Below are 12,715 nucleotides of genomic sequence, written 5' to 3'. Positions count from 1 at the left end.
CTTACCTGTCCTTGACCGTCTCCATCGCCACGAAGGTCGAGGTCTGGGCGACGTGGGGCAGGGCTGAGATGCGCTCGCCCAAGACGCGGCGATAGGCGGCGATGTCCCTTGTGCGGACTTTCAGCAGATAGTCGAAGCTCGACGCCATCATGTGGCACTGCTCGATTTCCGGCACGGCCTGCACGGATCGGTTGAAGGCATCGAGCGCGGCGGACCTGGTGTCGGACAATTTCACCTGGACGAATGCAACATGGCCTTCGCCCATGCGCTCGCGGTCGATGATCGCCTGGTAGCCCCTGATGTAGCCGTCCTTCTCCAGCCGCTTCACCCGCGCCTGCACCGGCGTTTTGGACAGGCCGACCTTTGCCGCCAGTTCTGACATCGAAAGCCGGCCATCGCTTGCCAGCGCCGCCAGGATATTCCTGTCGATGCGGTCCAATTGGTCTTCTGTCATCGAAAATGCAGTCCATATGTCAATTTTGAGCTGCTACGATAGATCGAATGACCTGCAATGTCGATTTCTTCGGACCGATTGAAAACTCGCATCTGTGCTAGCTTGCACCATTCGGTCCGGTGACCGCCGGCCCGATCCCTTTGCTCGATCCATGGGACCGCCATGCCAGCGCTCGATACCATCCGCCAGCAGATCCGCGCCAACTACCTGCCCGATGAGGACGAGGCCGTGAAGCGGCTTGCCGACGCGACGGCGCTCTCCGGGAAAGACCGCAAGGCGATCTCGGCCCGCGCCGCCGATCTGGTGCGGGCGGTGCGCGGTTCGTCCGATCCCCGGCTGATGGAAGTCTTCCTCTCGGCCTATGGTCTCTCCACCAAGGAAGGCGTCGCGCTGATGTGCCTAGCCGAGGCACTGTTGCGCGTGCCCGATACCGAAACGATGGACGACCTCATCGCCGACAAGATCGCGCCGCACGACTGGTCGGCGCATTCGGGCGGTTCGAGTTCCATCTTCGTCAACGCCTCGACCTGGGCGCTGATGCTGACCGGCCGCGTCCTCGATGAGGGCGAGGGCGGCATCGAGGGCACGCTGCGCTCTATGGTGCGGCGGTTGGGCGAGCCGGTCATCCGCAAGGCGGTGGCCGCCGCCATGCGCGAGATGGGCGAGCAGTTCGTGCTCGGCCGCACCATCACGGAAGCCGTCAAGCGCGGCCGGCCGATGACGCAGAAGGGCTATCTCTATTCCTTCGACATGCTGGGCGAGGCGGCCCGCACCGAGGCCGACGCCTTGCGCTATCACAAGGCCTATGCCGACGCGATTTCGTCGCTCGATTCCGGCTCCAACGGTCCTGACATCAGGCAGAACCACGGCATTTCGGTCAAGCTTTCGGCGCTGCATCCTCGCTACGAGGTGGCGCAGAAGGAAGAGATGCTGCCTGTGATGGCCGAGCGGCTCTTGTCGCTGGCGCTGGCCGCGCGCCATTCGCGTATGGGCCTCAACATCGATGCCGAGGAGGCCGATCGCCTCGATCTGTCGCTCGACGTCATCGAGCGGGTGCTGGCCGAGCCGGAGCTCGCCGGCTGGAACGGCTTCGGCGTGGTGGTGCAAGCGTATGGGCCACGGGCGGCCTTCGCCATCGATTGGCTCTATGCGCTGGCCAGGAAATACGACCGCAACATCATGGTGCGGCTGGTCAAGGGTGCCTATTGGGACACCGAGATCAAGCGGGCGCAGACGCTCGGACTGTCAGGCTATCCCGTCTTCACCCGCAAGACCAACACCGACGTTTCCTACATGGCTTGCGCGAAAAAGCTGCTATCGATGACCGACCGCATCTATCCGCAATTCGCCACCCACAATGCCCACACCGTCGCCGCCATCTTGGCGATGGCGGATAATCGCGATTCCTTCGAGTTCCAGCGCCTGCACGGCATGGGCGAGGCGCTGCACGAGACGGTGCGCCGGTCCGAAGGCACGCGCTGCCGCATCTACGCGCCGGTCGGTGCGCATTCCGATCTGCTGGCCTATCTGGTCCGCCGGTTGCTGGAGAACGGCGCCAATTCCTCCTTCGTGCACCAGCTGACCGACGAGGACGTCGAGCCGGAGGACATTGCGCGCGATCCGCTCGAAACGGTCGAGAGCCAGGGTCCGGCCGCCAATCCGGCGATTGCCCGGCCTTCCCAGATTTTTGGGGCCGGCCGTCGCAACTCGAAGGGTTTTGATATCACCGACACGGTGACGCTGGCGGCGATCGACAAGGCCAGGGCGGCCTTCGCTGGGCCGGATCGTTGGCATGCCAAGCCGATCACCCGTGCCGCCGGCTACGGCAAGCAGCGTCCCATAGTCAACCCAGCAAAGCCTTCCGAAGTGGTCGGTACGGTCAGCGAAGCCGCCGCCAAGCAAGTCGCGACCGCCGTGCGCTTTGCGGTGGAAGCGCAGCCGGCATGGGCAAAACGTTCCGTCGCCGAGCGCGCTGCCATCCTCAACCGTGCCGCCGATCTCTATGAAGCCAATGCCGTCGAGTTCTTTGCACTCGCCACCCGCGAGGCCGGCAAATCGCTGGCCGACGGCGTCGCCGAAGTGCGCGAGGCGGTCGACTTCCTGCGCTACTACGCCACCGAGGCGGCTAATGCGGAGGCGGGCACGCAAGCGCGCGGCGCCATCGTGTGCATTTCGCCGTGGAATTTCCCGCTCGCCATCTTCACCGGCCAGATCGCGGCCGCACTTGTCACCGGCAATTCGGTCATCGCCAAGCCGGCCGAGCAGACGCCGCTGATCGCCTTCCGGGCTGTCGAGCTGCTGCGCGAGGCCGGTGTGCCGGAAGACGTCATCCAGTTGCTCCCTGGCGACGGCCCATCGGTCGGCGGGCCGCTTACATCAGATCCGCGCATCGCCGGCGTCTGCTTTACCGGCTCGACCGAGGTCGCCAAGCTGATCGAGAAGCAACTGGCCGAGACGGCCGCGCCCAACGCCATGCTGATCGCCGAGACCGGCGGCCTCAACGCCATGATCGTCGATTCCACCGCGCTGCCCGAACAGGCGGTGCGCGACATCCTCGCCTCGGCCTTCCAGAGTGCCGGCCAGCGCTGCTCGGCGCTGCGCGTGCTCTACGTGCAGAAGGACGTCGAGAAGAAGATGCTGGAGATGCTGAAAGGCGCCATGGAGGCGCTCAGCATCGGCGATCCCTGGCGGATTTCGACCGATGTCGGCCCTGTCATCGACGACGAGGCGCAAAGCTCTATCCGCGAGTACTGCACGAAAATGGGCTTGCAGGGCCGGCTGATCGCCAAGCTCGAAGCACCCGAGGAGGGGCGCTTCGTCCCGCCGCACGTCTTCCGGGTCAAGGGCATCGAGGACATGGAGCGCGAGGTGTTCGGGCCGGTGCTGCATGTCGCTACGTTCGACGCCGACGAAATCGACGCGGTCATCGCCGCCATCAACCGCAAGGGCTATGGCCTGACCTTCGGCCTGCACACCCGCATCGAGGGTCGCGTCCAGCATTTCGTCGACGGCATTCATGCCGGCAACATCTACGTCAACCGCAACCAGATTGGCGCCGTGGTCGGCTCGCAGCCGTTTGGTGGCGAGGGGCTTTCAGGCACCGGGCCGAAGGCCGGCGGCCCGCACTACCTCCGCCGCTTCCGCAAGGGGCCGGAGGCCAGCACCCATTTGCAGGATGGCCATAAGGTGACGGCGACCGAACTTGCCGACAATCTGCCTGATCCCACACTTGGCGGCTGGTCGACGCGGCCCGACCGGATCGCCATTCTGCGGAAGCATCTGCGCGGCAAGGGTGCCGCGGCCATTGGTGCTGCCGCCGGCATCGATTTCGGCCAGGTCGACCTGCCCGGACCAACCGGCGAGGCCAACACGCTGTCGCTGTCGCCACGCGGACGGGTGCTGTGCCTTGGTCCCGATGGCGATACGCTGCTCGCGCAGACGATCCAGGCGCTCGCCGCCGGCAATGCCGTTCTGGCCGTTGCGCCGGGTGCACCGGCAGCCCTTTCCGCGTTGACCGGCAAGGGCCTGCCGCTGGCCGCCATCGACGGCCGGCCGGATCCGGTCGAAGCACGCTCACTGCGCGTCGATGTCGTCGCCTTTTCGGGCACGCCGGAGGCTGCACGCATCGTGCGCAAGGTCATCGCCGACCGCTCCGGCCCGATCGTGCCGCTGGTCAGCGAGGTACTGAACCCGGCGGCCTATGCACATGAACGGGCTGTCTGCGTCGACACCACCGCCGCCGGCGGCAATGCGAGCCTGCTGGCCGGAGCTTGATCCCAGCCAGTATTTAAGCGCCTTCGACGACCGAAAAACCCTCGAACTGGGGGTGACCGAGATAGTGGACTTTCGTCGTGCCGACATTTCGATGGGCGGCGCGGAAATTCTCCGACTTGGTCCAGGCGATGAAATCCTCGTGGCTGGCCCACACCGTGTGCGACGCGAAAAGCGTGTAGCCTTCGGTCTCGTTGACCGGGCCACGCAGCAGATGGAACTCCCTAAACCCCTTCATCTCCGCAAGGGTGGAATCGCGGTTCTTCCACACGGCTTCGAAATCGTTCTCCGAGCCGGTCTGCACCTTGAAGCGGTTCATGGCGATGTACATGGCGGTTCCTTTCGTGCGGATGTTGATGATTGGCGGCTGCAGCGTTTGTTCTGCGCACATTCAAAATGGGCCGATTTCGGTCTCGAACTCCAAATTTGCCCTTGCTGCCTGTGGTGGAATCGGAGGGAAGGGGGCTGCCTTGCGGACAATGCCAAGCGCTGCCTGATCGAAAGCCGCCGATCCTGAGGTTTCCAGAATGCGCAACTCGTTTATGTTGCCCTTCCTGCCTATGACGAATGTGACAACCGCATTGTTGCGTGCCGCCAGCTGTAGGGAAGGCGGGAGGGTGCGATTGACGCTGCCGAGTTTTCTAAAAACATCGCCGCGGTAGTTGTCTTCCGCGGCCGTGCCTGCCTCTTTTTGCCTTTTGCCCTTGCTGGCTGCTTGCGCCGACCGGTCCTCGCCATTCGCCGTGCCGCGCTTCTCATCCGCCGTCTTTGAAGGGGCAGCTGCCGACGTTGGCCTGGCGCTGGGAATCGGTGGCTGCTCTGGAACGGCGACAGGCACTTCGGCGCTCTCGGCCTGCACGATCGGCTGCGCCGGCGTTTCGGCCTTGGGAGCCACGCTCTGGTCATCGGGGCGAGGGGCGCCGGCCACCAATATGTCGGGCGTCACCGTCTGCTGTTTGGCAGGTTCCGGCAAAGGCTTGAGCGGCTTTGCTGCGTCCTTCGCGGGTTGCGAAGGCTCTGTTGGCGGCGTTGGCTTGGGCGGCGTTGCCGGCTGTGGTTTGGCGGGTTGCGGGTTCGGCACCAGTGCAACGTTTATTGCCGTCGGGTCCTTGTCCAGCGCGCTGCCGACCACGTTGGTGCCCGACTGTTCACTGCCTTCCGGCTGCTCGGCATCTTGGAAACTGGAAATCCCCGTAGGGGAGATCAGAAAGGCCGCTGCCACCGCGGCATGGAGCAGGCAGGAGACGACGATCGCCGCCGTCCACTTGCGGTTCCAGGCCGATGGCCGCGGTAGCGCGAGCGGCTCGGTTGGCTCTATCGCCAGCTCGGCGCTGGCTTCGGGGAGGGGACTGATATCCTGCATGTCTCGCCGCGAGACCTGCAGCGACAAGAGCAGAATTGTCAAATCAAGATCGTTCGCTCGCAGCGGCAGTCGGCAGTGGCCGGCAACTGGCCACGCCGCATTGTTTTGCAGGAATGCGGGATGCAGTCCCACCTCAGACGCCGAAAGCGATACCGGTCTTGGTGTCCGTCTTCAGCTTGCGCATGCAGGCGTTCGGTTCGACGCCGGTACCGGTGCATTCGGTCGCGCTGTTGATCAGCACGCGGCTGACTTTCGAGCACTCGGTGCCGGCCAGATCGAAACGCGTCACCTTGGTCTTGCCCGCCGGCAATTCCTTGAAATCGAGCACGGTCAGCCGGTCGACGACGCCTGCCTCGTTGAATAAGGCGATCTCGAACGCCGCCTTGGATAGGTCGGCGCCGAGATTGTTGTTGACCACGAACGTCAGGCGGCAACCCTTGTCGGAAGGTTGCGCACCATTGAGTTCTAGGGTGAGTGCGGGGACCGGCGCGGACTCTTGTGCCCACGCCGGAACCATCGCAAGCGACATCGCCAGCATCGAGGTCAGCAGACGAAGGGATGTCATCAAGCTCGTCATGGTCATCAGCCTCCAAATCGCATCGTCGCCGCCAGCTTCAGGGTGACGCCGGGCTCGTAGGCCGCGAAGACCGGCTGCGGCGGCTGGCCGGCCGTGGTCAGGTTGAGCGGGTTGGCGTATTTGACATCGAACAGATTGTCGGCGCGGAAATCAATCTTCAAATTGTCCGTCGCCTGGTAGCTGGCAAAAGCATTGACCAGCGTGTAGTCCTCGGCGATCGGGTTGCCCTTGGGCTTGCCATTGTATTGCACTTCGCCGCCCACGGTCAGCTTGTCCTCGAGGAAGCGCAAGCCGAGCTGCGCGGTGACCTGGGATGAGGGGATGGTCAGCAGGTCGGCCCGAACGTCCTTGTAGGAAATGGTATGACCATTGGTGATTGAGGCCGAAAGCCCGGCATAGCCCCATCCGGCATCATAGACGCCCTCAAGTTCGAAGCCGTCGATCTTGGCCTTGGCAAAATTCTGGTACTGGAAGCATATCGGGATACCGGGTCCGCTCGGGCAGCCGGCTGTCGGGTCAAACCGCGACAGGGTAACGCCATCGATGTAGTCTTCGACATCGTTGTTGAAATAGGCTGCCTTGATGCGCAGCGCATCGCCGGCTTCGAGGATGTCATTCTGCTTGTAGTTGACGCCGAATTCGACGGTCTTTCCGGTTTCCGGCCGCAGATTGGGATTGGGCAGGAACGGGAAGGTGACACCCGCCGGATGGCGACCGCTGATCAGTGTTTCCGACAGGGAGGGTGACCGGTATCCTTCCGCATAGGTGCCGTAGAATTGCAGGCCGGCAAGGCTGGCGCTGTCGAAAGGCGAGACGCCGACGGTGATGCGCGGCGACAACCGGTCCCCCGACGTTTCGTGTGTGTCATCCTTGAGGCTGTAATTGTCGTAACGCAGCCCGGCGATGACTTCGAGCCACTCCCAGGTGAGCTTGTCCTGGACATAGACTCCCGAAACGTTGCGCTTGCCAGACGGCGTGTAGAAACTGTCGCCACCTGCGGTGCCGCCGGTCTTGACGTTGTCGCCGGCCCAGTCGCCGCCATAGGTCAGTTCATGCGCGATGGCGGCAGTCTCGAATCTGGACGTGTTCCAGATGTCGATGCTGGTCGTGTCGATGTCGAAGGTCGATGTCGAGCCAGCCGGCAAAACAACTGGAAGGCCGGTGCTCGGATCAAACCGGTTGAGAGGCACGAGGCTGGTCAGATCGAGATTGGTCTTGTTGTAGGAGGTGTTGATATGGAGATCGAGCCAGCTCTTGTCCTCATCCGTAATGTTGTAGCGGGCGGTGAAGGTGTTCGACTTCAGGTCGACGTCATTGACCGGCACGCCGCCGCTGATCTCGTTCCAGCCGTCGCTTGAGCCGACCCAACCGAGCTTCAGTTCGCTGTTGTCGGTCGGGCGGATGGTGGTCTTGAGCAGACCGCTCAGCACATCGAAGCCGGTGCCCTTGACCGTGTCGCCACCGCCATCCTTGTAGTCGTCATAGTTGCGGTAGACGATGTTGCCGAGCACATCCCAGTTCTCGTTGAGGCGGTAGGCACCGGATGCGCTTGTTGTCCAGCCCTTGCCGTTGCTCTCATAGCGTCCCGTGACGGAGCCGGCCCATGTCTCGTCAGGCTTGAGGAAATCCTCGGCGTCCTTGGTGTCGAAGAAGACGACGCCGCCGATGGCGCCCGAGCCGTAGGTGTTGGCGACAGGACCGCGGATCACGTCGACAGATTTGACGAGTTCCGGGTCGATGTAGAAGGTCGACTGCGTGCCGTGGTCGGAACGCTGGAAATTCTGGCGCGCGCCGTCGACGATGACCGCGACGCGGCCGAAATCCTGCAAGCCGCGGATGTTGATGCTGGTGCTGACACGCCTGGCGTCGGCCTGCGCGGCGACACCGGGCACGCCGAGCAGCATCTCGTTCGGCGTCGTCGCCATGCGGCGGTCGAGCTGTTCCTGGCCGACATGGCTGGTCGATGCCAGCGATTCGATCGCCGTTTCGCCGGTGCGGCTGATGACGAGGATCTTGTCGAGCAGCGTTGCGCCCGCTTGTGCCGCCTTTTCTTCGTCGGCCTTCTTCGTTTGATCTGTCTGCTGGTCCGCCGGCTGCGCCGCCTGCTGAGCGTTGGCCAGCTGCGCCGACAAGGCGATCGCCGCCACGCTTGCCAGCAAAGCCGCTGCGCCGTTCGCCGCCGACCGGCCGCGCCATTCCCAAGTCACAAACCCCATGCCCCAACTCCAAAGTCCAGGTTTCATGCTGGCTGGCCCGGGGCTGGCTGGCATTTTTGATCATGTCCGGGGTCTTAAATGTTGACTCATTTAATCCGGTATTGCACTGACTAGTAAACATGATTATTCAAGTCAAGAAATGAATCGGATTACGCAACGCCTAGCCAGACGCCCGGCACAGGAAAGGGATCCATCCAGATGAACACCCACAATCCCAACGATTTTCGCTATCGCGTCCGCCGCTCCGACGATGCCTCCGCCCGTTTCGACCGGGTTCCGCTGGCGGTGCGAACCCTTTCCAGCAACACCCTGTTCCAGGGCGAGCACGAGATCGGCATCGAGCATCATGGCGCGCTCTACCGGCTGAAGATCACCCGCCAGGGCAAGCTCATTCTCAACAAGTAAGGCAAGGCCACAGGGACCAAGACATGGACCAGCGCGTAAAACCCGCCCCGCATGAAATCCGGCGGGCACGGACAGACAATCCGAAGACGCGCGAGCGTGATCTCGCCGCCCAGCTCGGCATTTCGGAGGCCGAGCTGGTCGCAGCCCACTGCGGCGACGGCGTCGTCCGTGTCGAGCCACGCGTCAACGATCTTTTGACCGGTCTCGAAGCCGTCGGCGAGGTCATGGCGCTGACCCGCAATGAAAGCGCGGTGCACGAAAAGATCGGCGTCTATGACAAGGTCGTCACCGGCAACCACAATGCCATGGTGCTTGGCGAAAACATCGACCTGCGCATCTTCCCGAAGGTCTGGGCACACGGCTTTGCCGTCGAGAAGCGAGACGGCGACGAAATCCGCCGCAGCCTGCAGTTTTTCGATGCGGCGGGCGAGGCCGTGCACAAGGTGCATTTGCGTCCGGCCTCCAGCCTCTATGCCTATCAGAAACTGGTTGCCGCGCTCGAATCGTCCAATCAGGAGCCGACGGTCAACATTTCAGGACCACTCCCCGATGACGAGATCCATGGCGACGAAACGGCCGCCAACCTCGACGACCTGCGCGACCGCTGGAGCCGGCTCACCGACGTGCACCAGTTCTTCGGCATGCTGAAGACGCTGAAGCTCAGCCGCCGGCAGGCGGTCCGCCTGGTCGGGCAAGACTATGCCTGGCAGCTCGACAATGATGCCGTCCGTGCCATGTTTCATCACGCTGCGGAGGGCGAGATGCCGATCATGTGCTTTGTGGGAAACCGCGGCTGTATCCAGATCCATTCCGGTCCGATCAAGTCGATCAAGCCGATGGGGCCATGGATCAACGTGCTGGACGAAACCTTCCACCTGCATTTGCGGACCGACCACATCCAGGAGGTCTGGGCGGTGCGCAAGCCGACCAAGGACGGTCATGTCACCTCGCTTGAGGTCTATGACGTCGACGGCAAGATGTTCATCCAGTTCTTCGGCAAGCGTCATGAAGGCGAAAGCGAGCGGGACGACTGGCGCTTCCTGGCGGAAAACCTGCCGCGCATCCCAAACCCGACCGCAGCCTGAGGAAAATGCGATGCGTTTTTTCCCAAGATTGTCGACCGTGCGCGGATCTATTTTCGGGCCGGTGATCGGTCTCTCCATGGCTGTTATCGCATTGCAATCCGCCAGCGCCATGGAAGGCACGGCCGTGTTTGCCGATCCTTCGAAAATCGTGGCCGTTGGCGGCTCGATCACCGAGATCGTCTATGCGCTCGGCGAGGAAAAGCATCTGGTGGCTCGCGATTCCACCAGCCGGTACCCAAAGGCGGCGCTTGAGCTGCCCGATGTCGGCTACATGCGCGCGCTGTCGCCGGAGGGGGTGCTGTCGGTTAACCCGACCGGCATCCTGGCGCTGCATGGCAGCGGTCCCAAGCAAGCCGTCGATGTCTTGAAGAAGACGAGCGTCCCGTTCATCGAAGTGCCCGAGCACTATAGCCACGAAGGCATCCTCGAAAAGGTTCGTATCGTCGGCAAGGCGCTCGGCGTCGATGCCAAGGCCGAGGTGCTCGCCGGGGAGCTCGATGCCAAGCTCACGGCAGCTAAGAAGCAGACGGCGTCGATCAAGGAGCGCAAGCGCATCCTGTTCGTGCTGTCGATACAGGGCGGCAAGATCCTGGCGGCCGGCAGCGAGACCGCGGCCGACGGTATGGTCAAGCTGGCTGGCGGCGTCAACGCGGTCGAGGGCTTTTCCGGCTACAAGCAAATGTCCGACGAGGCGATCATAACCGCCAGACCGGACGTGATCCTGATGATGAGCAATGCCGGGCCTCCGGTGTCGGACGACGAACTATTCGGCAATCCGTCGATCGCCTCGACGCCGGCCGGAACGGCGCGCAAGCTGATCCGCATCGACGGTGCCTATCTGCTCGGCTTCGGGCCACGCACGGCCGATGCCATCCACGACCTCGCTGTCTCGCTTTATGGCGGGCAGGTCACGGACTGAACGGGCGGATCATGGTCGATCAATCGATCGCCGGCCCGGTGATGGCAAGCGTATCCGAAGGCGACCGGTCGGGCCGCGCCCGCATCGTCATCCTTCTGCTGTGCCTGGGGCTCGCGGCTGCCATTTTTCTGTCGCTGACATCGGGGGCTTCGGACGCTTCGGCCGTCAACGTCATCGGGGGCTGGCTGTTCGGCACAGTGCCTGATGACGCCGCGGTGAGCGCCCGCGACAGCCTGATCGTCTATGACATCCGCCTGCCGCGCATCATCCTCGGCATGCTGGTCGGCGCGGCGCTCGCGGTCTCCGGCGCGGTCATGCAGGGACTGTTCCGCAATCCGCTGGCCGACCCCGGCCTGATCGGCGTCTCGGCCGGCTCCAGCCTCGGCGCGGTTGCCGTCATCGTGCTCGGCGCCACGATATTGGCTCCGGTGACCGTCTTGCTCGGCACGCTCGCACTGCCGCTGGCGGCCTTCTGTGGCGGACTCGCCACCACGCTGGTGCTTTATCAGGTCGCGACGCGGCGGGGGCAAACCTCGGTTGCCACAATGCTGCTTGCCGGCATCGCGCTGGCGGCGCTCGCCATGGCGCTGACCGGCATCCTCATCTTCATGGCCGACGATCGCCAGTTGCGCGACCTGACCTTCTGGCAACTCGGATCGCTCGGCGGCGCGACCTGGGCGAAGATTGCTTCCGTCGGGCCGATCATTGTGCTGGCGCTGGCGGCGATGCCGTTCCTGGCACGCGGCCTCAACGCGCTGGCGCTTGGCGAGGCGACCGCCGGTCATCTCGGCATTCCGGTGCAGCGGCTGAAATACACGGCCATCGTCGGCGTCTCTGCCGCGGTCGGTGCATCCGTCGCCGTCAGCGGCGGCATCGGCTTCGTCGGCATCGTGGTACCGCATCTGCTGCGCCTGCTGATTGGTCCGGACAATCGCTATCTGCTGCCGGCGTCGGCGCTGCTCGGTGCCTCGCTGCTGCTTCTGGCCGATGCGGTCGCACGCACCATCGTTGCGCCGGCCGAACTGCCGATAGGCATCGTCACCGCGATAGCGGGCGCGCCGTTTTTCCTTTGGATCCTGCTGCGCAAGCGCGGCGTGGTTGATTTGTGAGGCTTGATGATCGAGGCCAAGGATGTTTCGGTTGATATCGCCGGCAAGCCTATCGTCAGCGGTATCGATTTCCACGCGCGGCCCGGCGAGATCGCCGCCATCGTCGGCCCCAATGGTTCGGGCAAGACGACCTTCCTCAAAGCGCTCTCCGGCGAACTCGCCTATACCGGGCGCGTTGCCCTCAACGGCCGAGATCTCTCGACGATGAAGCCGGTCGAGGTGGCCGTCCATCGCGCTGTGCTGCCGCAGGCGACGACGCTGTCGTTCCCGTTCACCGTGCGGGAAGTGGTTAAGCTTGGCCTTGTCGGCGGCCGCTCAGGCGTCTCGCCGGGCGAGGATTCGCGGCTGCCGGAACGGGCATTGGCGCGTGTCGATCTCGACGGCTTTGCCGGCCGTTTCTACCAGGAGCTTTCCGGCGGCGAGCAGCAGCGCGTCCAGCTCGCGCGCGTGCTGTGCCAGGTCTGGGCGCCGGTGCTCGACGGCAAGCCGCGCTTTCTGTTCCTCGACGAGCCGGTTTCCAGCCTCGACATCAAGCACCAGCTGATCATCATGAACATTGCCCGCGACTTCGCCAGAAGGGGCGGCGGCGTGGTCGCCATCCTGCACGACCTCAATCTGACGGCCATGTATGCCGACCGGATCTTCGTCATGCATCGCGGCCGGCTCGCCGCCACCGGGTCGCCGCGGGATGTGCTGAGCGATGACCTGATCGAAAAAGTGTTCGACTGCCGGCTCAGGGTCGGCGTGCTGCCGGCCGGCAATATGCCGTTCGTGCTGCCTCAGTCAGCAACTTAATTTATTGGAAACTTAAGCCCG

11 protein-coding genes are annotated in these 12,715 nt (G+C 63.6%); 6 read left to right on the top strand and 5 right to left on the bottom strand.

Annotation, left to right across the window (positions count from 1 at the left end; all coding sequences use genetic code 11):
* Position 1: 1 nt before the first annotated feature.
* Positions 2–454 carry an Lrp/AsnC ligand binding domain-containing protein gene (locus EOA13_RS09310; RefSeq protein WP_056596145.1) on the bottom strand — a complete coding sequence of 151 codons (453 nt, stop codon included), beginning with the start codon at positions 452–454 and terminating at the stop codon, positions 2–4.
* A 162-nt stretch (positions 455–616) separates the two neighbouring features.
* Between EOA13_RS09310 and putA the strand changes: the two genes are divergently transcribed.
* A complete protein-coding gene (gene putA, locus EOA13_RS09305; protein ID WP_127291648.1) occupies positions 617–4,228 on the top strand; it encodes a bifunctional proline dehydrogenase/L-glutamate gamma-semialdehyde dehydrogenase PutA in 3,612 nt (1,203 codons plus the stop codon).
* Between the two features lie 13 nt (positions 4,229–4,241).
* On the opposite strand, the gene EOA13_RS09300 is transcribed toward putA, so the two are convergent.
* From EOA13_RS09300 to EOA13_RS09285, 4 genes are all read right to left on the bottom strand, one after another.
* Positions 4,242–4,556 carry an antibiotic biosynthesis monooxygenase gene (locus EOA13_RS09300; protein ID WP_127291928.1) on the bottom strand — a complete coding sequence of 105 codons (315 nt, stop codon included), beginning with the start codon at positions 4,554–4,556 and terminating at the stop codon, positions 4,242–4,244.
* Between the two features lie 60 nt (positions 4,557–4,616).
* Entirely contained in the window at positions 4,617–5,630 is a 1,014-nt protein-coding gene (locus EOA13_RS09295; protein WP_348629750.1) for a TonB family protein, read from the bottom strand.
* Positions 5,631–5,721: 91 nt separating this feature from the next.
* Positions 5,722–6,165 (bottom strand): hypothetical protein, encoded by a 444-nt coding sequence (locus EOA13_RS09290; RefSeq protein WP_023812248.1) that lies wholly within the window; start codon positions 6,163–6,165, stop codon positions 5,722–5,724.
* A 5-nt stretch (positions 6,166–6,170) separates the two neighbouring features.
* A complete protein-coding gene (locus tag EOA13_RS09285) occupies positions 6,171–8,381 on the bottom strand; it encodes a TonB-dependent hemoglobin/transferrin/lactoferrin family receptor (protein WP_127291645.1) in 2,211 nt (736 codons plus the stop codon).
* Positions 8,382–8,579: 198 nt separating this feature from the next.
* On the opposite strand from EOA13_RS09285, the gene hemP reads away from it, so the two are divergent.
* From hemP to EOA13_RS09260, 5 genes are read left to right on the top strand one after another with little or no spacing between them, the layout of a single operon-like run.
* On the top strand, positions 8,580–8,786 hold the full coding sequence (gene hemP, locus EOA13_RS09280) for a hemin uptake protein HemP (RefSeq protein ID WP_023757683.1): 207 nt from the start codon (positions 8,580–8,582) through the stop codon (positions 8,784–8,786).
* Positions 8,787–8,809: 23 nt separating this feature from the next.
* Positions 8,810–9,871 (top strand): hemin-degrading factor, encoded by a 1,062-nt coding sequence (locus EOA13_RS09275; RefSeq protein ID WP_127291642.1) that lies wholly within the window; start codon positions 8,810–8,812, stop codon positions 9,869–9,871.
* 10 nt (positions 9,872–9,881) lie between these two features.
* The gene (locus EOA13_RS09270) at positions 9,882–10,790 is read left to right on the top strand and encodes a hemin ABC transporter substrate-binding protein (RefSeq protein WP_127291639.1); all 909 of its coding nucleotides are present in this window, start codon (positions 9,882–9,884) and stop codon (positions 10,788–10,790) included.
* A gap of 11 nt (positions 10,791–10,801) precedes the next feature.
* Complete coding sequence (locus tag EOA13_RS09265) at positions 10,802–11,899, top strand: iron ABC transporter permease (protein WP_127291636.1); 1,098 nt, start codon at positions 10,802–10,804, stop codon at positions 11,897–11,899.
* Positions 11,900–11,905: 6 nt separating this feature from the next.
* On the top strand, positions 11,906–12,694 hold the full coding sequence (locus tag EOA13_RS09260; protein ID WP_127291633.1) for a heme ABC transporter ATP-binding protein: 789 nt from the start codon (positions 11,906–11,908) through the stop codon (positions 12,692–12,694).
* The last annotated feature ends 21 nt before the right edge of the window (positions 12,695–12,715 follow it).

The organism is Mesorhizobium sp. M7A.F.Ca.US.011.01.1.1 (genome assembly GCF_003998295.1).
Taxonomy (GTDB): Bacteria; Pseudomonadota; Alphaproteobacteria; order Rhizobiales; family Rhizobiaceae; genus Mesorhizobium.
Note: the sequence above shows the minus strand (reverse complement) of the source record. Positions and strands in the feature narration are given on the sequence as shown.